At 72.2% G+C, this 21521-nt stretch carries 18 protein-coding genes; 15 read left to right on the top strand and 3 right to left on the bottom strand.

All coding sequences use genetic code 11. From position 1 onward, the window contains the following. Nucleotides 1–6: 6 nt before the first annotated feature. Entirely contained in the window at nucleotides 7–1851 is a 1845-nt protein-coding gene (locus ABT381_RS22430) for a glycoside hydrolase family 35 protein (protein WP_351597124.1), read from the bottom strand. A 281-nt stretch (nucleotides 1852–2132) separates the two neighbouring features. On the opposite strand from ABT381_RS22430, the gene ABT381_RS22425 reads away from it, so the two are divergent. Beyond that, nucleotides 2133–3023 (top strand): helix-turn-helix domain-containing protein, encoded by an 891-nt coding sequence (locus tag ABT381_RS22425; protein ID WP_351597121.1) that lies wholly within the window; start codon nucleotides 2133–2135, stop codon nucleotides 3021–3023. Between the two features lie 113 nt (nucleotides 3024–3136). Here ABT381_RS22425 and ABT381_RS22420 read toward each other — a convergent pair whose 3' ends face one another. Then, on the bottom strand, nucleotides 3137–4597 hold the full coding sequence (locus ABT381_RS22420; RefSeq protein ID WP_351597118.1) for an MFS transporter: 1461 nt from the start codon (nucleotides 4595–4597) through the stop codon (nucleotides 3137–3139). Nucleotides 4598–5523: 926 nt separating this feature from the next. On the opposite strand from ABT381_RS22420, the gene ABT381_RS22415 reads away from it, so the two are divergent. The 12 genes from ABT381_RS22415 to ABT381_RS22360 all read left to right on the top strand — a co-directional run bounded on the left by ABT381_RS22415 (nucleotide 5524) and on the right by ABT381_RS22360 (nucleotide 17679). Then, nucleotides 5524–7077: an aldehyde dehydrogenase gene (locus tag ABT381_RS22415; RefSeq protein WP_467754640.1), complete on the top strand. Its 1554-nt coding sequence runs from the start codon at nucleotides 5524–5526 to the stop codon at nucleotides 7075–7077. Between the two features lie 255 nt (nucleotides 7078–7332). Continuing rightward, on the top strand, nucleotides 7333–8292 hold the full coding sequence (locus ABT381_RS22410; RefSeq protein ID WP_351597115.1) for a VOC family protein: 960 nt from the start codon (nucleotides 7333–7335) through the stop codon (nucleotides 8290–8292). Continuing rightward, nucleotides 8289–9272 (top strand): aspartate dehydrogenase domain-containing protein, encoded by a 984-nt coding sequence (locus tag ABT381_RS22405; RefSeq protein WP_351597112.1) that lies wholly within the window; start codon nucleotides 8289–8291, stop codon nucleotides 9270–9272. The genes ABT381_RS22410 and ABT381_RS22405 overlap by 4 nt, the downstream gene beginning before the upstream one ends. 92 nt (nucleotides 9273–9364) lie before the next feature. Beyond that, nucleotides 9365–10144 carry an alpha/beta fold hydrolase gene (locus tag ABT381_RS22400; protein WP_351597142.1) on the top strand — a complete coding sequence of 260 codons (780 nt, stop codon included), beginning with the start codon at nucleotides 9365–9367 and terminating at the stop codon, nucleotides 10142–10144. Between the two features lie 48 nt (nucleotides 10145–10192). Beyond that, the gene (locus tag ABT381_RS22395) at nucleotides 10193–10714 is read left to right on the top strand and encodes a cupin domain-containing protein (RefSeq protein ID WP_351597109.1); all 522 of its coding nucleotides are present in this window, start codon (nucleotides 10193–10195) and stop codon (nucleotides 10712–10714) included. Beyond that, the gene (locus tag ABT381_RS22390; RefSeq protein WP_351597106.1) at nucleotides 10714–11451 is read left to right on the top strand and encodes an SDR family oxidoreductase; all 738 of its coding nucleotides are present in this window, start codon (nucleotides 10714–10716) and stop codon (nucleotides 11449–11451) included. Before ABT381_RS22395 ends, ABT381_RS22390 begins: the two co-directional genes overlap by 1 nt. 84 nt (nucleotides 11452–11535) lie before the next feature. After that, on the top strand, nucleotides 11536–12324 hold the full coding sequence (locus ABT381_RS22385; protein ID WP_351597103.1) for an SDR family oxidoreductase: 789 nt from the start codon (nucleotides 11536–11538) through the stop codon (nucleotides 12322–12324). Between the two features lie 9 nt (nucleotides 12325–12333). Next, nucleotides 12334–14001: a thiamine pyrophosphate-binding protein gene (locus ABT381_RS22380; protein ID WP_351597100.1), complete on the top strand. Its 1668-nt coding sequence runs from the start codon at nucleotides 12334–12336 to the stop codon at nucleotides 13999–14001. Nucleotides 14002–14014: 13 nt separating this feature from the next. After that, nucleotides 14015–15007: a PDR/VanB family oxidoreductase gene (locus ABT381_RS22375; RefSeq protein WP_351597097.1), complete on the top strand. Its 993-nt coding sequence runs from the start codon at nucleotides 14015–14017 to the stop codon at nucleotides 15005–15007. A 36-nt stretch (nucleotides 15008–15043) separates the two neighbouring features. Continuing rightward, nucleotides 15044–15265 carry a recombinase-like helix-turn-helix domain-containing protein gene (locus tag ABT381_RS22370; protein WP_351597094.1) on the top strand — a complete coding sequence of 74 codons (222 nt, stop codon included), beginning with the start codon at nucleotides 15044–15046 and terminating at the stop codon, nucleotides 15263–15265. Between the two features lies 1 nt (nucleotide 15266). Continuing rightward, nucleotides 15267–16337, top strand: a complete 1071-nt coding sequence (locus ABT381_RS22365; protein ID WP_351597091.1) for a Rieske 2Fe-2S domain-containing protein — start codon at nucleotides 15267–15269, stop codon at nucleotides 16335–16337. A gap of 4 nt (nucleotides 16338–16341) precedes the next feature. Continuing rightward, nucleotides 16342–17679, top strand: coding sequence for an MFS transporter (locus ABT381_RS22360; RefSeq protein ID WP_351597088.1), 1338 nt, complete (start codon nucleotides 16342–16344; stop codon nucleotides 17677–17679). On the opposite strand, the gene ABT381_RS22355 is transcribed toward ABT381_RS22360, so the two are convergent. Then, nucleotides 17633–18175 (bottom strand): MarR family winged helix-turn-helix transcriptional regulator, encoded by a 543-nt coding sequence (locus ABT381_RS22355; RefSeq protein ID WP_351597085.1) that lies wholly within the window; start codon nucleotides 18173–18175, stop codon nucleotides 17633–17635. The two genes, ABT381_RS22360 and ABT381_RS22355, sit on opposite strands and share 47 nt — an antisense overlap. Nucleotides 18176–18556: 381 nt before the next feature. Between ABT381_RS22355 and pepN the strand changes: the two genes are divergently transcribed. Together pepN and ABT381_RS22345 are read left to right on the top strand one after the other, a co-directional pair. After that, nucleotides 18557–21073 carry an aminopeptidase N gene (gene pepN, locus ABT381_RS22350; protein ID WP_351597082.1) on the top strand — a complete coding sequence of 839 codons (2517 nt, stop codon included), beginning with the start codon at nucleotides 18557–18559 and terminating at the stop codon, nucleotides 21071–21073. A 150-nt stretch (nucleotides 21074–21223) separates the two neighbouring features. Next, nucleotides 21224–21521, top strand: a 298-nt coding sequence (locus ABT381_RS22345) for a hypothetical protein (RefSeq protein WP_351597079.1), incomplete at its 3' end; no start/stop codon positions are given.

Here is a 21521-nt window from a genome sequence, read left to right as displayed (position 1 = left end):
CGGGCTTCAAGGCACCAGCCGCGGCGCCCCCGCCCCCACCCCCTGCCCGGCGGCGCCCTCCAGCTCCAGTACCAGCACCTCGTTCGGGCCCTCGCGCAGACACGGGCCCGGTACGTACAGTGCGCGCTGCGGGCCCGCCGACCAGTACCGCCCCAGCGGGAACCCGCCCACCCACACGAAGCCCCGCGTCCAGCCCGGGAGTTCGAACAGCGCGTCACCGCGGCCGCCCGGCGGTAGCACCACCGTCCCGCGGTGCAGCCCACGTGCCCCGGCCTCGGCGCCTGCCCCGAAGGGCAACTTCCCCACCGCCGCCGCGTCCTCCAGCGCGTCCAGCCGCAGCCCGCGCGCCCGTACCCCGTGCAGGTACTGCCGCTCGTGCAGCACCCCGCCCGTGATCCCCATCGGCTCACCCAGCCGCGGCCCGTAGTTGACCCGCCCCAGCGACTCCACCCACAGCTCCACCTCCGCCGGCCCCGGCACCGGCCCGACCGAGGCCTCCTCGGTGTCCAGCACGGGCCCCGGCACCCCGTCCACGCACGTCACCGCCCGGTCCCGCAGCCCACGGACCCGCAGTTCGTACCGCTCCCGAGGCCCCGGCACCGACAGCCGGTACCGCACCACCCCCCGGTCCACGTCCAGCTCCTCGAACGTCGGCGGCACCCCCGACCGCACCTCGGGACCGCCCAGCCCGTCCAGTACCGCGTCCAGCGGCGCCCAGCCCGTCAGCCGCACCGCCGCCGGCGCGCCCAGCACCGGCTGCGGCGCGGGCGGCTCCGGCAGCGGACCGTCGGCATACGGCGCCAGCACCTCGCGGAACCGCCAGAACTTCGCCGTCGGCCGGCCGCGCTCGTCGACGGGCGCGTCGTAGTCGTACGACGTCACGGTCGGCAGCAGCGCGCCGTCCTGCAGCGCACCGTCCCGGTTCGCCCCCGCCCAGCCGCCGAAACTCGTCCCGCCGTGCGCCATGTAGACATTCACCGAAGCGCCGCACTCCAGGATCTCGCGCAGCGCGGCCGCCGCGTCCGCCGCGTCCCGCGCGGCAACGGACCCGCCCTCCCGATCCGGCGCCGTGCGCCAGTGGGAGAACCAGCCGCACCAGAACTCCATGCACATCAGCGGCCCGTCCGGCCGGTGACGGCGCAGCGCCGCGAACGCCTCCCGCGCGCCGGACCCGAAATTGACGGTCGCGAGCACGCCCGGCACGCTCCCGCCGGTCAGCATGTGGTCCTCCGGCCCGTCCGAGGTGAACAGCGGCACGGTCACCCCGAGCGCGCGCAGCCGGCCGGCGAGGTGCGCGAGGTAGGCGGCGTCCGAGCCGTAGGAGCCGTATTCGTTCTCTACCTGGACCATGATCACTGGACCGCCGCCGGCTCCGGCGGGAGCGTCGCTTCCGTACTGCCGCGGGACGACCTGCGGCAGTACCGCCGCGAACCACGCGTCCACCGCCCGCAGATACTCCGGATCACGGGTCCGCACCCGCCGCCCCAGCGGCCCGGTCAGCCAGTGCGGCAGCCCGCCGTTCTCCCACTCGGCACAGATGTACGGACCGGGGCGGACGATCGCCAGCAGCCCGGCCCGCCGCACCGCGTCCAGGAACCGGCCGAGCGCCGCCAGGTCCCTGAACTCGCCTGGGCGCGGCTCGTGCAGATTCCACGGCACGTACGTCTCCACGCAGTTCAGACCCATCGCCTGCAGCATCGCCAGCCGGTGGTCCCAATGCTCCTCGTGCACCCGGAAGTAGTGCAGCGCACCCGACAGCAGCCGCACCGGCCGCCCGTCCAGCGTGAACTCCCGCTCGCCGACGAGGAATTCACGCCGTTGCCCGGCCCCGTGAGGCGCACTTGTCCGCACGCCACTCGCCTTGTTGTCCGTCACTTCGTCCGTCCCGTCGTTCCCGCCCGGCTCGCGTCGCGTCCAGCTCACCCCCTGGCGGGGTGGGCGGTCCATGGACAAAGATCGACGTTGTTTGGACGGAACGTCCGCGTGTGCGGGGCGTGGGGTGCGTGCGTTGCGTGGAGTACGTGCAGTGCCGGCCTCGCCGCGCTCGCGCGCCGGGGGTTCCGTACGGAGCAGGCGGTCGGGGAAGGTGGCCGGCCGACGGAAGCCGACGGAAGCCGACGGAAGGAGTCCGCGTGTACCGCACCTGGATGCGCTACTTCACGCCGAGCCCGGTCCACCACCGGCTCGGCCTGGTCTGCCTCGGCGTCGGCCTCCAGCACGGCACGCTGCCCGCCGTCGGCCCGCGCACCCTCGACCACCACGTGGCCGTCGTCCTCCACGCCGGCAGCGGCTGGTACGCGGACCCCGACGGCACCCGGCACCCCGTCACCGCGCCCGCCCTCCTCTGGCTCACCCCCGGCGTCCCGCACCACTACGGCGCCGACCCGGACAGCGGCTGGGACGAGAGCTTCGTCGACTTCACCGGCCCCGCCGCCACCACGTACACCGAACTCGGCTACATAGAACACCGACCGGACCGGCCGCTCGTCCCGCTCGCCGACACCGCCGCCGCCCGCGCCGCCATCGGCCGCATCGCCCGCGCCGCCCGCCGTGGCAACCCGCTCCTGGAGGTCGAGACCTCCGCCGCGGTGCACGAACTGCTCGTCGCGCTGCGCCGCGCACGCGCCGACACCGACGCCGACGGTGATCCCGTACTGCAGGCGCTGGCCCGCGATGCGTTCCTGCCGCTGTCGGTCGCCGAGCACGCCGCCCGGCACGGCATGAGCCCCGCCGAACTACGCACCGCCGTACGCCGCGGCGCCGGCTGCAGCCCCAAGGACTACCTCCTCGGCATCCGCCTCGGCCGCGCCAAGGAACTGCTCGCCGCCACCGAACTCCCGGTCGCCGCGGTGGCCCGCCGGGTCGGTTACGACGACCCCGCCTACTTCAGCCGCCTCTTCACCCGGAGGGTCGGCACCGCACCGGTCCGCTTCCGCGGGCAGCAGGGCCGCGCGGTACCGGGCGGCTGGTCCACCCACATCCCGGACCCGGACGATCCACCGCTGGTGAGCGGGGCGGGATGAGTATCGGTGTGCTGACCTGCGCACTCACCTGCGCACTCACCTGATGCCCTGGCTGGTGCCTCGGTTGGCGTCTCGGTTGGTGCCGGTAGCCGCCGCGCCCTCCTGCCCGGTTGTCACGGGGACACTTCCTCGAGCGGCCGGTTCGTGGTCTCCTCGGCGAAGAACGCGGCTGCCAGCGCACCCACGAGGGCCACACCGCCCAGCGTCAGGAAGACCGCGGAGACCTGGCCCCCGCCCGCGTAGATCGCCCCCACCAGCACCGGGCCCAGGATCACCCCGAGCCGGTTGAGCGCGCCGCCGACGCTGCAGCCCAGCGCCCGCATCCGCGTCGGGTACAGCTCGGGCGTGTACAGGTACAGGCAGATGTTCGAGCCGAAGAAGCAGACCGCGGCGAGCGAGGTCCACACCAGTACCTGCACGGGCGTACGGGCACCGAGCACGCCCAGCACGATCAGCAGCGCGGCCGCGCCGCCGAGGAAGAGCGCGAAGACCTTGCGCCGCCCGATCACGTCGACGGTGAGCGCGACCAGCAGACAGCCGAAGAAACCGGCGACCGAGGTGACCGTCGAGTACAGCAGCGCGTCGGAGAGCGACAGCCCGTACTGCTTGCCGTAGATCGTCGGCAGCCAGGACGTAATGCCGTAATTGACGAAGTAGCCGGTGAACCAGAGCGCCCCGATGACCAGCGTCCGACGCCGGTACCGCCCGGTGAACAGCCCCTTCACGCCTGTCGCGGCGGCTTCGGCGGGGGTGGCGGGGGAGGCGGTACGTGCTGTGGCATGGGCTCCTGTGCTGTCCCCGTCGGGTGTACCGCTCGTACTCGCGGTGCCGGCCGCGGCGACCGGCGGGAGCGGGGCCCCCGTCGCCGCGACGACCTTGGCCTCGATGAGGTCCATCGTCGCCTCGGCCTCCCGCATCCGACCGCGGTCGGCGAGCCAGCGCGGCGACTCGGGGACGGTGCGCTGTACGAGGATGCAGAGCAGCCCCGGCACGGCCGCCACGACGTACATCCAGCGCCAGCCCAGCGCCGGCACGATCCACGCCGCGGCCAGCGCGCCGAGCGTGAGCCCGGCGGGGAAAACCAGTTCGTACAGAAGTACAAAGCGGCCGCGCTTGAAGCTGCGGGTGATCTCGCTGATGAAGGTCGCGGCGACGGGCACTTCACCGCCGATCGCCAGGCCCTGCACGAAGCGCAGCAGCATGAAGGGCGACGGCGACGGGCTCGCCGCGAGCGCGAGCGAGGCCAGCCCCGACACGCCGATGCAGATCGCGATGATCTTCACGCGCCCGATGCGGTCCGCCATCCGCCCGGAGAAGAGCGCGCCGATGAGCATGCCGAGGGAACCGACGGTGAGGACGGCGGTGGCGTCACCGTCCGTGAGGTGCCACTCCTGGCGCAGCTCAGGCATGGCGTAGGCGATCAGCAGCTGGTCGAAGGCTTCGAAGAAGGTCACCACGCCGATGACGATGCGGACGGTGACGTGCCAACGGGACAGGGGGAGACGTTCGAACCGGGCGGCGATACCGGCGCGGATGGCGTCGGTGTCACGGCCCGGAGATGCGTCGAGGCTCATCCGGGATTCCTCCAGACCCGGCACGAGGCGCGGGTGAGGTACAGGGGGAGGGAAAGGGGGGAGAGGGGGCGGGCGAAGGGTGCGCCGGGAGATCGGGAAGTCCCGTACGTAAGCGCCAAGTGTCTTAGGGCTTAAGTTCTACCGACTCAAGGGGTGTGCAAGTCAAGGGGCTGGCTCCGGCAAATTTTTCGACGGGGGCTCTTGCGGGCAATTACTTAAGCGCTTAGATTCCTGGCACTGAGAGAAGTCAACGTCCGTACCGCCTTGATGGCGCCGATCGGAACCGAAGCGTGCGGAAGTACGCGGGAGTTGCTCGGAGTTGGTGCCGGCGCCGGTGCCGGAGCCGGTGTCGGAGCTTGCGGGCTCGGGGTCCGGGGTCGGGCTCGGGAATCTGGGTCTGGAATCTGGGCTCGGGGTCTGGGCCTGCGGCCCGGGGGCCAGGGCCGAGGTCCCGGGCTCCCGGTCCCCGGAACCGCAGGGTCGTCGGAGCCTCCCGGGCTCCTGATCCTGTCGGCTTCCCGGGCCCCTGCCGCCCTCGTCGCCCAGGGCCGCCATTGTCCGCCGCTCTCGTCCGCTCTCGTCGCCCGTCTTCGCGTTTCCGCCCACATCCGTACACAGCACCCCATACCGCTCACATCCGCCCATACTCGTCCAGCTCTGTACGCAAGCTTCCCGCATCCGCACTCCCCGTGCCCATGCACCCGCCGATGTCCGCGAACCGACCGATGTCTGGGAACCCACCGATGTCTACGACCCCCAAACCCCCGAACCCGCCGACGCCTGCCAGGCCCACCGCATCGACCGAGTCGCCCGCGTCGTCCGGCGCGTCCGGGTCCCCCGCGCCGTCCGGGGCGTCCAGGGCGTCCGTACCGTCCGGGTCTCCCGCGCCATCGTCGACCCCCGTGGAGGTCACCACCGTGGAGGCGATCCCCGCCGAGGCGACCCCGACGGACGAGACGCCGACGGACGAGGCCCGGACGGACGAGGTCCCGGCGGTCAAGACCCCGGCGGACGAGATCCTGGTCGCGGGAGAGTGGCGGCCGGGCCGCGGTACTCCGATCACCACCACCGACCCGGCGACCGGTCAGGTGCTCGCCGTCCTCCGTGGCGCCTCGCTCGCCGACGTCGACGAGGCCGCCGAACGTGCCGCGCGGGCCGCCGCCGACCCGGCCTGGCGCGACCTGCCCGCCCACGAACGCGCCCGGCTTCTCCACCGCATCGCCGCCCTCATCGAGGAGGCGGCCGAAGACCTCTCCGCCCTGCAGACCGCCGACACCGGCAAGGCCCGTACCGAGACGCGCGCCCTGGTCCACAGCGCCGCCGGCACCTTCCGTTACACCGCCGCCGCCCTGGAGACCGCCGAGGACGCCCTCACGCCCGCCCGCGGCGCGTACGTCACGATGAGCGTCCACGAGCCGATCGGCGTCATCGGCGCCATCACCCCCTGGAACTCGCCCATCGCCAGCGACGCCCAGAAGCTCGCCCCCGCCCTGGCCGCCGGCAACGCCGTACTCCTCAAGCCCGCCGAGTGGACCCCGCTGGTCTCCCTCGCCCTCGGCCGCATCGTCCACCGCGCGCTGACCGAGTACGACCTGCCCACGGGCCTGTTCTCCGTACTCCCCGGACCCGGCAGCGTCATCGGCGACGCGATCGTCCGCCACCCGGCGGTCGGCAAGGTCACCTTCACCGGCGGTACCCGCACCGGCCACACCCTCGCGCACGCCGCCGCCGACAAGATGATGCCGGTCTCCCTCGAACTCGGCGGCAAGTCACCCACCGTCGTCCTCGAGGACGCCGACATCGAACAGGCCCTGGCCGGCGTCATGTTCGGCATCTTCTCCTCCAGCGGCCAGAGCTGCATCGCCGGCTCCCGCCTCTTCGTCGCCCGCCCCCTGTACGACCACTTCCTCACCGAACTCGTCGCCCGTACGCGGAAACTCCGCATCGGCCCCGGTACCGACCCCAGCACCCAGGTCGCCCCCCTGGTCCACCACAAGCACCGGGACGCCGTCGCCGCGTACGTCGACCTCGCCCGCGAGGAAGGCGCCCGCGTACTGTGCGGCGGCGCCGCCCCCGAAGGCGAGCGGTACCGCGACGGCGCGTACTACCTCCCCACCGTCCTGGACGGGCTGCCCAACACCGCCCGCACCTGCCAGGAAGAGATCTTCGGCCCGGTCCTGGTCGCCCTGCCCTTCGACGACGAGGACGACCTGGTCGCCCAGGCCAACGACTCCGTCTACGGGCTGGCCTGCGGCCTGTGGACCAAGGACGCCGCCCGCGCCTGGCGCCTCGCCCGCCGCATCGACGCCGGAACCGTCTGGATCAACACGTACAAGCAATTCAGCATCTCCACCCCCTTCGGCGGCATGAAGGACAGCGGCCTCGGCCGCGAAAAGGGCCGCGACGGCATCCGCGCCCACCAACGCCAAAAGTCCCTCTACTGGAACACCTCCTCCGCTCCGCTCCCCTGGGCCACTTAACCGGCCCCGCCGCCCTCTCCAAGGGCCGTCCCCCGCCCCTTCGGGGCCCCGCCCCGCCCCCACCCACCTCCTCCCACCACCACCGCCCACCAACCCACCACCGCCCACCAACCCACACCCACCACCGCCCACCGCCCACCGCCCACGGGCCCACCAACCCAACGCCGGCCGTCGGCCCGCAGCCCAGCACCGCCCATCGGCCCACCACCCACCGCCGCCTCGCCCCATCGCCCCCCCGTACGACTGGAGACAGCGATGTCCCGCACCCCGCACCAGCCTCCGCCCCAGCAGCCCATCGCGCGCCTGCGTTCCCTGCGGTGCGTCGAACTGTTCACCCCCGCCTTCACCGAAGCCGCCGACTTCTACCAGGAGGTCTGGGGCCTGGAGGCCGTCGAGGGCGACCGGGGCGCACGCTGGCTGCGCGGCACCGGCGACGAACACCACGTTCTCCAGCTGACCCGCGCCGACCGCACCGGACTCGGCCGGATCGCCTTCGCCGTCGCCACCCCCGCCGAGGTCGACGAGGCCGCCCGCCGACTGCTCGCCCGCGGCATCACCCCCGTCACCGGCCCCGGCCCGCTGGACCAGGTCGGCGGTGGCTACGGACTCCGCTTCACCGACCCCGAGCAGCGGCTCATCGAGATCAGTGCCCAGGTCGAAGCCGTCGCCCCGCGGGGCCGCGACGGCGCCGTCCCGGTCGGCGTCACCCACGCCGTGCTCAACACCGCCGACATCGACGCCGCCGTCGCCTTCTACTGCGACGTCCTGGGCCTGCGGGTATCGGACTGGTCGGAACACCAGATGGCGTTCCTGCGCTGCAACGCGGACCACCACTGCATCGCCTTCAACCAGGCCGAGTGGGCCTCCCTCAACCACGTCGCGTACGAGATGAGCTCGGTCGACCACTTCATGCGCGGTCTGGGCCGGCTGCGTCACCACGGCATCACCCCCCAGTGGGGCCCGGGGCGACACGGACCCGGTAACAACACCTTCTCCTACTTCACCGACCCTTCCGGTCTCGTCTGCGAATACACCTCCGAGGTCGCGCAGATCGTCGAGGACGCCTGGATCGCCCGCGTCTGGCGCCGTGTACCGGAGCTGTCCGACCTGTGGGGCACCGCCGGGCCCCCGTCACAGGAGATCCGCTCCCACATGGCCGGTCACCCCGACCCCGGCCCACTCACCCAGCCGGCCCCCCAGGAGATCCCCGCATGACGCACCCGACCAGCACGCAGAACCTGACGTCGACCACCACGTCGGCCCTCCCCTCGACGACCACAGCCACCACCTCCTCGACGACCTCTCTGGAAACCGCTACAACCGCCTCCTCGACAACCCGCCCTTCGGCAACCCTCCCTCCGACTGCCACAACGCCCACCGCCTCACCGGCGCCCACCACACCCCCCACGTCCCGCAAGATCGGCCTCGTCGGCTGGGGTGCCATCGGCCGCGTCGTGGGCACCGCGCTCGCCGAGGGGAAGGTCCCCGGCGCCGAGCTGATCTGCATCGTCGACAACCGTGCTCTCGGCGACGCCCCCGTACCGCAGCTCTCCTTCGAGGACGCCCTCGACCGCTGCGACCTCATCGTCGAAGCGGCGGGCCAGGGCGTCGTCCGCGAGTGGGGCGAACGCGTCCTGCGCTCCGGTACCGACCTCCTCATCGCCTCCACCGGTGCGCTCACCGATGAGGACCTCGCCTCCGCTCTCCTCGCCGCCGGCCCGGGGCGTGTGTACTTCACCGGCGGTGCCGTCGGCGGCCTCGACCTGCTGCAGGCCGTACGCTCCCTCGGCCATCTCACCGACGTCACCCTCACCACCACCAAGCTCCCCGGCACCCTCGAACAGCCGTGGATGGACGAGGACTTGCTGCACCGGATGCGAACGGCCACCGGACCGGTCGAGGTCATGCGCGGCACCGCCCGCGACGTGCCGGTGAAGTTCCCCAAGTCCACCAACGTCGCCGCCTCCGTCGCGCTGGCCGTCGGCGACCTGGATGCCGTACGCGTCCATGTCGTCGCCGACCCGGCGGCCCGGCACACCCGGCACGTCATCGAGGCATCCGGCAGCCACGGCGTCTACCGCTTCGAAGTGCAGCACCTCCCCGACCCCGGCAACCCCGCCACCAGCCAGGTCGTGCCGTACGCGGTGCTGCGCAGCCTCGGTGCCCTCGCCGGGCGGAGGGGGCAGATCCTGTGACCAGCGGCACCGCTCATCCCACTCTCCCTTCTTCATCCGCGTTCCCCGAGTCCTCCGAGTCCTCCACGTCTGCTCCTTTCGACCTCGCCGGGCTGCACGTCGAGGAAGCCGGTGACAGCGGTCCTGTACTGCTGTGTCTGCACGGGATCGGGTCCTCCTCCGCCGCGTTCGCGCCGCAGCTCGCCACGCTGAGCCGGTACGTGCGCGTGGTGGCCTGGGACGCGCCGGGCTATGCCGAGTCGGCCGATCCGTCGGGCCCGTTCACGCTCGACGACTTCGCCGACACCGCCGCCGCCCTCATCCGGCAGCGTGGCGGGCGCGCTCACGTGCTCGGGGTCTCCTGGGGTGGCGTCATCGCCGTGCGGCTCGCTGCCCGCCACCCCGAACTCGTCTCCTCTCTGATCGTTGCCGATTCCAGTGCCGGCTCGGGCACCGACCCGGCGAAGGCTGAAGCGATGCGGGCCAGGGCCGACGAGCTGGCCGAAGCCGGTCCCCGCGCCTTCGCCGAACGGCGCGGCCCCCGCCTGGTGTCCGACGCCGCTCCCGCCGCTCTCGTCCAGCGCGTCACCGACACCATGGCCCGCTCCCTGCGGCTCCCCGGCTACCGCTACGCCACCGAGTCGATGGCCGCCACCGACCTGCGTATCGCCGACCTCGCCGCCGTCACGGCGCCCACCTTGGTGCTCTGCGGTGACCAGGACCGGGTCACCGGTATCGAAGCGAGCCAGACGCTCACAGCAGACCTCCATTCCTCCGTGTACGTGATCGTCAAGGACGCCGGTCACCTCGCGAACCAGGAACAGCCCGATGCCTTCGACGCGTGGGTTCTCGCCCACCTCCGAATTTCAGCAGGAATCGCCGAAGCCGGCTGAGGACTGTCCACAGCCCCGCCCATTCATACGACTAAAGGACGTCGCATCATGCCCATCACCACCACCGACTACGACAACGGCGGCGACCTCGCCCGCTACACCGACTCCCTGATCGCCACCAAGGACTCCCGCGAGCCCGACTGGGACACCCTGGCCTTCCAGGCCAAGGCCGGTGACCAGTACCGCCGCGCCCAGATCCGGTACGTCGGCTCCGGCGCCACCGGCAACCACGAAGGCGACAACCGCGTCCTGCCGTCCGGCGGCTTCACCTTCTCCAACATGCTGCTGCCGCCCGGCGCCGAGGGCCCCGAGCACACCCACCACGACGTCGAAGAGGCGTTCTTCGTCCTGGAAGGGCAGGTCAGGGTCGGTATCCACCGCGGCGACAACGAGGCCGAGTACCGCACCCTCGGCTACCGGGACATGATCGTCGTGCCGGCGGGAGTGGCCCGCAGCCTGAAGAACGAAGGCGACACCGACGCCCTCTTCTGCGTCGTCATCGGCACGCAGAAGCCGCAGATCCCCACCTACCCCGAGCACTCGCCGATGCACGGCGTCACCCGCGACTGATGCGTACCGTCGTCATCACCGGCGCCGGCCGTGGCCTGGGGGAGGCCATGGCCCGCCGGGCCGCAGCGGACGGACACCGCGTCGTCCTCGCCGAACTCGACGCCGAGCGCGGCACACAGGTGGCCGACGAGCTGCGCGCCGAGGGCCGCGAAGCCCACTTCGTGCCGTGCGACGTCGCCGACCCGGATTCGGTCGCGGCGATGGCGGAGCGCGTCGCCGAGCTGGGGCCGCTGCACGGCCTGGTCAACAACGCCGGCCTCGCCAACGGCGTGGGCGGCAAGGAATTCCAGGACATCGGCATCGACGCCTGGGACCGCATCATGACGGTCAACGCCCGCGGGCCGTGGCTCGTCGCCCGCGCCCTGCTGCCCCAGCTCCTCGCCGCGGGCAGCGGCCGCATCGTCAACCTCGCGTCGGACGCCGCTCTGTACGGTTCCCCGCGGCTGGCCCACTACATCGCCTCCAAGGGAGCCGTCATCGCCCTCACCCGGGCCATGGCCCGCGAACTGGGCGACCGGGGCATCACCGTCAACGCCGTCGCGCCGGGCATCACCGAGTGCGAGGCGACCGAGAACGTCCCGGCGGAGCGCCACGAGCTCTACCGGCTCAACCGGGCCATCTCCCGGACCCAGCAGCCGGACGACCTCACCGGTGTCGTCGCCTTCCTGCTCGGCGAGGAATCCCGCTACCTCACAGGACAGGTGATCGCCGTCAACGGCGGCTTCACCATGCACTGATCAACCCGCCCGGCCCGCACGGCCGCCACCGGGCATCCCCTGCCGGGCACCTCGCACCGCTCACCACCACCGAAGGAACATCCCATGGACCTGGGCCTCGCCGACCGCACCGTACTGGTCACCGGCGGCAGCTCGGGCGTCGGCCTGGCCACGGTCCGCGCCCTCCTGGCCGAAGGCGCACGCGTCGCCACCTGCGGCCGCGACGCCGACCGCCTCGACAAGGCCGCGGCCCGCCTCGGAGCAGGCACCGACCGGCTGCTGACCGGCGTCTGCGACGTACGGGACGCTACCGCCGTACGCGGCTTCGTGACCCGCGCCGCCGACCACTTCGGCGCCCTGGACGGCCTGGTCAACAACGCCGGCCAGTCCCGTATGAAGCGCCTCGCGGAGACCACCGAGGAGGACTGGCGCGACGAACTGGAGCTGAAGTTCGCCGGTGTACTCAACCCGCTGCACGCCGCCCTTCCGCACCTGCGCGCCTCCGACGCCGCCTGCATCGTCAACATCAACGCCGTACTGGCCAAGCAGCCCGAACCGCGCCTCATCACCACCAGCGCCGCCCGCGCCGGCATCCTCAACCTCTCCGCCAACCTCGCCCGGGAACTCGCCCCCGACGGCATCCGCGTCAACTCCGTGTGCCTCGGCCTGATCGACACCGGGCAGTGGACACGCCGGCACGCCGCCGCCGACAGCGGGCTCACCTACGAGGAGTGGCAGGCCGAACTGGCCGCCGACCGCGGCATCGCCCTGGGCCGCCTCGGCCGCGCCGAGGAAGTCGCCTACGCGGTACTGGCCCTCCTCTCGCCGCGCGCCTCCTACATCACCGGAACCAGCATCGACGTCTGCGGCGGAGTCGGCCGCGGCATCCTCTGAGGAGCCTCCATGACGCACCATCCCACCGGAGGCGACCTCCTCGTCGCCGTCCTGCGCGAACTCGGCATCGACACCGTCTTCGGCATCGTCAGCGTCCACAACCTGCCGCTCGTCGAAGCCGTCGACCGTGAGCTGCGCTTCGTTCCCGTACGCCACGAGGCCACCGCCGTAAACGCCGCCGACGCCTACGGACGCGCCCGCGGCTCCCTGGGCTGCGCCCTCACCTCCACCGGCACCGGTGCCGGCAACGCCGCCGGCTCGCTCATCGAAGCGCTCAGCGCCGGCACCGCCGTCCTGCACGTCACCGGCCAGATCGAGAGCCAGTACCTCGGCAGCGGCCGCGGTTTCATCCACGAGACCAAGGACCAGCTCGCCATGTTGCGCGCGGTCTCCACGTACGCCGCGACCGTGCCCTCCACGGACGCGGCGGGCCGCATCCTGCGCGAAGCGGCCCGTGCCGCCCTGCGCGCACCGGGCGGCCCGGCGAGCGTGGAGTGGCCGATCGACCTGCAGTACGCGCCGCAGCAGGACGAGCACGTCACCGCGGCGCCCCCGGAGACAGCCCATCCGGAGGCGGCGGAACTCGACGCCGCCGCACGGCTGCTGGCCGGCGCCCGCAGGCCCCTGATCTGGGCCGGGGGCGGCGCGTGCGGTGCTCCGGACCGGCTCGCCGACCTGATGGCACGCACCGGCGCCGGACTGTTCACCTCCAACTCCGGCCGTGGCGCGGTCCCCGAGGACCACCCGCAGGTCATCGGCAACTTCGCCACCACACCGGCGGGCCGCGCCCTGCTCGCCGACGCCGACGTCCTGCTCACCATCGGCACCCACTTCCGCTCCAACGAGACCGGCGACTACTCCCTCGCCCTGCCCGAAGCGCACATTCAGGTCGACCTCGACGCCGCCGCCCTGGAGCGCGTCTACCCGGCGCAGCACGCGCTGCACGGCGACGCGCACGCCGTACTCGGCGCCCTGCTCGCCCGCCTGCCCGAGGCGCCGCCGGCTCCCGGCGACGGCCCCGCGACCGGCAGCTCCGAGCCCGGCTGGACGGCCCGCGTCGCCTCCGTACGCGAAGAGGCACGCGCCGCCCTGCACGACGGCATCGGGCCGCAGGCCGCCGTCTGCGACGCCCTGCGCGCCGCCCTGCCGCGCCGCGCCGTCATCGCCCGCGACGTCACCATCCCCTCCAGCAGCTGGGGCAACCGCCTGCTGGAGATCTACGACCCGCGCGACAACGTCTTCCCACGCGGCGGCGGCATCGGCCAGGGTCTGGGTATGGGCCTCGGCGCCGCACTCGCGCGGCCGGACGTACCGACCGTCGTCATGGCCGGCGACGGCGGCCTCGCCGTGCACCTCGGGGAGCTCCTCACGCTCGCCCAGGAGCGGCCCGCCCTCACCCTCCTCGTCTTCAACGACGGCGGCTACGGCGTGCTCCGCAACATGCAGGACCGCTACAGCGAGCGCCGCTCCGGAGTCGACCTCACCACCCCCGACTTCTCCCTCCTGGCCCGCGCCTGCGGCCTGCCGTACGCCCGGATCGCCGCCGAGGCCGACGCGGCGCCCGTCCTCACCGAGGCCGCCGCCTCCGGCGGCCCCACCCTCATAGAGGTCGACCTCACCGCGCTCGGCCCGATGAAGAACCCGTTCACCCCGCCCGTCAAGATCCCCACCGCGTGAGGAGGCCGACGCCATGACCAGCAACGACACCCAGCAGGGCAGCTCCGACCAGGCCACGGCCGCCGAGCCCCGCCTCGACCTGCTCGTCCATCGCATGACCTGGGAAGCCGACGGTGTGCTCTCCGTCGACCTCGTCCACCCCGACGGCAAGCCACTGCCCGCCTGGCAGCCCGGCGCCCACCTCGACCTGCACATCGGCGGCCACACCCGGCAGTACTCCCTGTGCGGCGACCCCCTCGACACCACCCGCTACCGCCTCGGTGTCCTCAACGAACCGGCCTCCCGCGGAGGTTCCCGCTTCGTCCACACCCAGCTGCGCCCCGGACAGGCCGTCACCGCCGTCGGGCCCCGCAACCACTTCGCGCTCGCCGACGCGCCCGCGTACCTGTTCATCGCCGGCGGCATCGGCATCACCCCGCTGCTGGCCATGGCCCGCGAGGCCACCCGTAAGGGCGTGCCCTGGCGGCTTGTCCACGGAGGCCGCAGCCGCGCCTCGATGGCCTTCGGCACCGAACTCACCGACCTCGCCACCCGAGGAGGCGGCGAACTCGTCCTCCACCCCCAGGACGAGCACGGCCACATCGACCTCGACGCCGCCCTGAACGGCCTCGACGACCGCACCCTCGTGTACTGCTGCGGGCCCGAGCCGCTGCTCGCCGCCGTCGAAGACCGCTGCCCCGCCGCACAGCTCCGGGTGGAGCGCTTCGCCGCGCCCACCGTGGAACGCAGCGGCGACGACAGCGCCTTCGAAGTCGAGTGCCGCCGCTCCGGAGTGACGCTCAGCGTCGGCGCCGACACCTCGATCCTCGAAGCGGCCGAGTCCGCCGGCCTGCAGGCCGAGAGCTCCTGCCGGGACGGCATCTGCGGCAGCTGCGAGACCCGCGTCCTCGAAGGCGTCCCCGACCACCGCGACTTCCTCCTCAGCGAGGCCGAGCACGCGGCGAACGCGACCATGATGATCTGCGTCTCGCGCTGTGCCTCCGACCGCCTCGTGCTCGACCTGTAAGCCACCCAGCTCGCCTTGTAGACACCGGAGGCACCGATGACCGCCTGGCCGTACCTGGACGTCCACCAGTCCCGTACGCACGAGCCCACCCCCTACGAGTACAAGCTCGCAGCCACCCTCGAAGAGGTCTTCACCAAGGAAGGCCACGAGCTGGCCGACGTCGTCCGCGGCCTCAACTCCCGGCAGGTGCACGCCCCCGACGGCACGCCCTGGACCGAGGACACCTTCCGCGCCGAGATGCACCGCCTGGGAGCCTGACATGACCCTCACCCACACTAAGGCCGGCACCGCCGCCACCGCCGACCACATCTACGCCACCGGGCTGCGCAACCAGTGGCACCCCGTAGTGCCGTCCCACTTCGTCGCCCCCGGAGGCATGCGCAAGGTCACGGCCCTGGGCGAGGACTGGCTTCTCTTCCGCCGCGGCGACGGCACGCTCCACATGCTCGCCGACCGCTGCCCGCACCGGGGCGCCCGGCTCTCGCTCGGCAAGCACCTCGGCGACCGCGTGGCCTGCTGGTACCACGGCGTCGAGGTCGAGGGCGACGGCACGGTCTCCTCCGTACCGGGCCTGCCCGGCTGCAACCTGGAGGGCAAGAAGCTCGTCACCAGCCTCCCCGTACGCGAGGTCGGCGGCGCGATCCTCGCCTACTTCGGCGACGAGCAGCACCCGGAGCCGTGCGAACTGACCCTCCCCGAACCGCTCACCGCCCCCGGTACCGAGGCCATCCTCTGCTACGCGGAGTGGAACGTGCCCTGGCGGTTCGGCATGGAGAACCTCCTCGACCCGATGCACGGACAGTTCCTGCACCACGACTCGCACACGATGTTCGACGGTGACACCACCGCCAAGTTCCGTATCCGGGAGACGAACCGCGGCTACTTCTTCGAGAAGACCGACCAGCGCGGCGTCAACTTCGACTGGGTCGAACTGTGCCGCACCGGTGTCGACTGGGTCGACCTGTCCATCCCGTACCCGCCGTCCGCGGGCCCCGGCGGCCCCTTCGGGATCGTCGGCATGATCTGCCCCGTGGACGCGCACCGCAGCGGCGTCTTCTTCTGGCGCTACCGCAACGTCGAAGGGTGGCAGCGCGACACCTGGCGCTTCCTGTACCGCACCCTCATCGAGAAGCGCCACTGGGAAGTGCTCGAACAGGACCGCGTCATGCTGGAGGCGATGCCGCACGACGCCGACCAGGGCGAGAACCTCTACCAGCACGACCTCGGCGTCGTACGGCTGCGCCGCCTCTACCGGACCGCGGCCGAACAGCAGGCCGCCGCGCTCGCCTCCCCGGAGCCCGCCGCGGCGACCGCCCCCGCCGGCGGCTGACACCGTGACGCCCACCGCCGCACCGCCCACCGCCACGGCCTCCCCGCGGCGGTGGGCGGGCGTCCTCAGCCTGCTCGCCGTCGTCCTGATCTCCTACATCGACCGCGTCAACGTCTCCGTACTGATCACCGACCGCGCCTTCACCGACCACTTCGGCATGACCGGCGACCGCGTCCTCCAAGGCGCCCTGATGACCGTCTTCCTCATCGGGTACGGACTCGCCGCCTTCTTCCTCACCCCGCTGTACGAATCCGCCCTGGGGGCGCGGCGCGGCCTCCTGGTGAGCGTCGGCCTGTGGGCAGCGCTCACCCTGCTCTCCCCGTACGCGCTCGGCGCCCTGATGTTCGTCGCCCTCCGCTTCCTCTTGGGCGTGTCCGAAGGGCCGCTGTTCTCGCTCAAGACGATGTACGTCAAGGAGCACTTCGCACCGCACGAGGTCGGCAGGCCCAACGCGGTCAGCTCCATGGGCGTCTCCCTGGGCACCGCCATCGGGCTGCCCCTGATCACCTACATCGTGCACCGCTACGACTGGCACACGTCCTTCGTACTCCTCGCGCTCCTCAACGCCGCGATAGGGCTGCCGCTGATCGCGCTCTTCATACGCGGACGAGGACGCGGGCGTACGGGGGAGGGCCGGACCGGACAGGAGAGTGCGCCCACGGGAGCGCGTCGCGGCGTCGCGGCCACGCTGCGCGAAGCCCTGCGCACCCCACGCCTCGGCTGCATCCTGCTCATCGAGATCGCCACCCTGGCCTACCTGTGGGGGAGCAGCTCCTGGCTGCCGGCGTACCTCCTGCAGGAACGCCACTTCTCCCTCGCCCAGATGGGCGCCGTCTCCGCGCTGCCGTTCCTGATGAGCCTGGCCTCCGGCTTCCTCGGCGGGCACCTCATCGACAAACTGCCCGCCCGCAGGCTGCCTCTGCTTTTCGTCGTCGGCGCGCTCGGCACCGGGAGCAGTGTCCTGCTCGTCATCACCGCGCACGCCGCCTGGCTCGCCGCCACCGGACTCGTCCTGGCGGGCGGCTTCTGGGGCCTGCAGGGCCCGGCCATCCCCACCCTCGTACAGCGGCACGCGCCGGCCGGTACGGTCGGCAGCGCCTACGGAGTGGTCAACGGCGTCGGCAATCTCGTCTCCGCCTTCATGCCCACCGCCATGGGCGCGGCCATCGCCCTCGGCGGCGGCCACGGCTTCGCCGCCGGATACGCGCTGCTCATCGGCGCCCAGGCCATCACGCTGCTCTGCGGAGCATGGCTCCTGCTCCGACCCGGCCGGTCCGACGCCGAGGACCCGCCGCTCACGCCTCGGGCGACCCGTCCCGCTCCGCCGCACCCGACTCCGTGATGGACCGCTCCAGCTTCGACAGCAGCCGCGCCAGCTGACGGCACTCGGCGGGGGAGAGGCCGGCCAGCATCCGCCGTTCGTTCTCCAGATGCTCGGCGAACAACGCGTCGATCCTGGCCAGGCCCTCCTCCGTCAGCCGCGACCGCACCACCCGCCGGTCCTCCGGGTCCCGCTCCCGTACGATCAGCCCGTCCTTCTCCAGCCGGTCGATCCGCAGCGTCACGCCCGCCGACGAGATCAGCCCCGAATCGGCCAGCTGGCCCGCCGTGCGCCGGTACGGCTTCCCCGCCCTGCGCAGCGCGGTCAGCACGTCGAACCCGGCCACCGACAGGCCGTGCGACTCCACCGAAGCCGTCAGCTTCGCGCTGTACCGCAGGAACGTGCGGTGCAGCCGCGCCAGCACCTCCAGCGGCGAGGTGTCCAGCTCCGGCCGCTCCCGCCGCCAGTCCTCGATGATGCCGGCCACCGCGTCCCGCGCCGCCGTCTTCCTCGCCATCTCGGCACCCTCCCCGGGCTCGCCCCTCGGGCCGGGCACCCGGCCGTGATCTTCCGGAAATCTTAGTACTGAGAAGCCGTGCCGCTTAACGGTCAGGGCCGCCGCTGCGCGGCCCCCGCTCCCGCTTCGACGCGAATTCCGCACCCGCCGCGGTACGACTTTCCGCCCCCGCCGCGGCACGGCCTTCCGCCCCCGCAGAAGTACGGCCTTCCGCACCGCCGCGGCGTGGCCTTCCCCAGCCGTCACCGTCTCGCCGACGACCCGCTCCCGGCCGGCCCGGGCACCGGCCCGACGCCCCGCTCACAGCCCCGGCCCGGCGAGTTATCCACAGGCTCGGAGGCATGGGTGCGCGGAACCGCCGACCTGCGGCAGCATGACGCCATGCCCGCATTGACGCGCGACGAAGCGCAAACCCGAGCCCGCATCCTCGACGTCCACCGCTACGACATCGACCTCGATCTCACCACCGGCGAGGAGCACTTCACCACCCGCACGGCCATCCGCTTCAGCGCGCGCACTTCGGGCGACACCTTTCTCGACCTCAAGCCCGACCACCTGCACAGCGCCACCCTGGACGGCCGCCCCCTCGACCCCGCCGACCTGGTCGACAACCACCTCCCGCTCACCGGCCTCACCCCCGGCGAGCACGAGCTGCGCATCGAAGCCACCATGCGTTATTCACGCACCGGCGAAGGCATGCACCGCTTCACCGACCCCGCCGACGGCGAGACCTACGTCTACACCCAGCTGTTCATGGAAGACGTCCAGCGCGTCTTCCCCGCCTTCGACCAGCCCGACCTCAAAGCCGTCTTCGCGCTCACCGTCACCGCCCCCGACGGCTGGACCGTCCTCGGCAACTCCCGCGCCACCCGCACCCCCGAAGGCCGCTGGTCGCTCGCCCCCACGCCGCCCATCAGCACCTACCTGGTCGCCGTCGCCGCCGGCCCCTGGCACTCCGTCCGCACCGAGCACGCCGGCCTCCCGTTCGGCATCCATTGCCGACGGTCTCTCGCGCCGTACCTCAACGCTGACGCCGACGAGATCCTCGACATCACCCGCCGCTGCTACGACCGCTACCACCAGCTCTTCGACGAGCCCTACCCCTTCGACTCCTACGACCAGGCCTTCGTCCCCGAATTCAACGCCGGCGCCATGGAGAACCCCGGCCTCGTCACCTTCCGCGACGAATTCGTCTACCGCTCCGCCGTCACCGACACCGAGCGCCAGACCCGCGGCATGGTCATCGCCCACGAAATGGCCCACATGTGGTTCGGCGACCTCGTCACCCTCGCCTGGTGGGACGACATCTGGCTCAACGAGTCCTTCGCCGAATACATGGGATACCAAGTCCTCAGCGAAGCCACCCACTTCACCGATACCTGGACCGACTTCGGAGTCGCCCGCAAGAGCTGGGGATACGACGCCGACCAGCGCCCCTCCACCCACCCCGTCGCCCCCGCCCCCGACGCCGTCCCCGACACCGCCTCCGCCTTCCTCAACTTCGACGGCATCTCCTACGCCAAGGGCGCCTCCGCGCTGCGCCAACTCGTCGCCTGGATGGGGGAAAAGGACTTCCTCGCCGGCATCAACGACCACTTCGCCCGGCACCGCTTCGGCAACGCCACCCTCGCCGACTTCACCGACTCCCTCGCCCGCGCGACCGACCGTGACGTCCACGCCTGGGCCGACAAGTGGCTGCGCACCACCGGAGTCGACACCCTCACCCCCGTCATCGACGAGACCGCCGACGGCTCCTGGACCCTCACCGTCACCCACGAGGGTGACCGCCCGCACCACCTCACCACCGGCCTCTACGACCAGGACCCCACCATCCCCGGCCGCCTCGTCCCCCGCACACCCCTCACCCACGACCTGCCCGGAGACCGCACACACACCATCCCGGGCCGCCGCCCCGACCTCGTCCTGCTCAACGACGGCGACCTCACCTACGCCAAGGTTCGCCTCGACCCCACCTCCTGGACCACCGCCCGGAGCGCCCTCTCCGGCCTTCCCGACCCCCTCACCCGCGCCGTGGTCTGGAACGCCGCCCGCGACATGGTCCGCGACGGCGAACTGCCCCCCGCCGCCTACCTCGAAGCCGTCCGCACCCACCTCCCGCACGAGACCGACACCGCCCTCGTCCAGGGCGTACTGTCCTTCGCCCGCGGCCAGATCGCCGACCGCTACCTCCCCGCGGCCGACCGCCCCGCCGCCCTCACCACCCTCGCCGACCTCTGCCGCGACATCCTCCGCCGCACCGAAGGCAGCGAGAACGGCGACATGCAGGGCCTCCGCCTGGCAGCCGTCCGCACCTTCATCGACAGCGCCACAACACCCGAAGGCATCCAGGACTGGCTCGACGGCGACAGCGTCCCCGGCGGCCCCGCCCTCGACCCCGAACTGCGCTGGCGCATCCTCGGCCGCCTCGCCGTCCTCGGCGCCACCACGCCCTCCGCCATCGACGCCGAGCTGACCCGGGACCCCAGCGCCAGCGGCAAGGAAGGCGCCGCCCGCTGCCACGCCGCGCTCCCCGACCCGGCCGCCAAGAAGGCCGCGTGGGACGCCATGTTCACGGCCGATCCGGCCGACGACCTCTCCGTCTATCTCTTCGTGGCCACCGCCACCGGCTTCTGGGCTCCCGAGCAGGCCGATCTCGTACGCCCGTATGTGGAGCGGTACTTCATTGATGCCGTCACCGTTGCCGAACGCCGCGGCCCCGCCCTGGCCGAAGCCGCCGGCCGGTACGCATTCCCCGCACCGATCGTCCACGCGGAAACCCTCCGGCACGGCGAGGCATGCCTGCGCGACGCCGAGCCCACCCCTGCCCTCCGGCGCAAGCTCGCCGACCAACTCGACGACCTGCGGCGTGCGTTGGCCGTGCGGGATGCCCAGAGGTGATGCGCGCATGTACGGAAGAGGTGAACACCGCGTAGTACGTAATCGGGGTACACCCAACGGGTGAAAATCACGAAACCGCCGCCAGTGGATCAATGGTGCACGTAACTTAGGTCGCCCTAAACCGATCGGATCCCAACAAGAAGGGCACTCATGTCTGTGCCCGCCCCAGGCGCCCCGGCCCCAGGCGACAGCACCCCCATCCACCTCGACTCCACCCCGACGGGAGGCGGTACGACCACGGCAGACGGCCACGACAACTGCTCGTCCGCCAGACCGGGCGCCGTCGCCGTACTCGACGACCCCGCGCCCACCCACACCGCTGGCACACCCACCACGTCCGCCCCCGCGTTGGCCGGCGGCCCCGAAGGGCCACAGGCGTTGCGGCCGCTGCTGGACACCGTGCTCGACGCCCTGGCCGCCGGGGCCGCCGAGCGCGGCGGGCCGCTGC

The organism is Streptomyces sp. NPDC000151 (genome assembly GCF_040301705.1).
Taxonomy (GTDB): domain Bacteria; phylum Actinomycetota; class Actinomycetes; order Streptomycetales; family Streptomycetaceae; genus Streptomyces.
The sequence above is the reverse complement of the archived record's forward strand: the minus strand, read 5'-3'. Positions and strand labels throughout refer to the sequence as shown.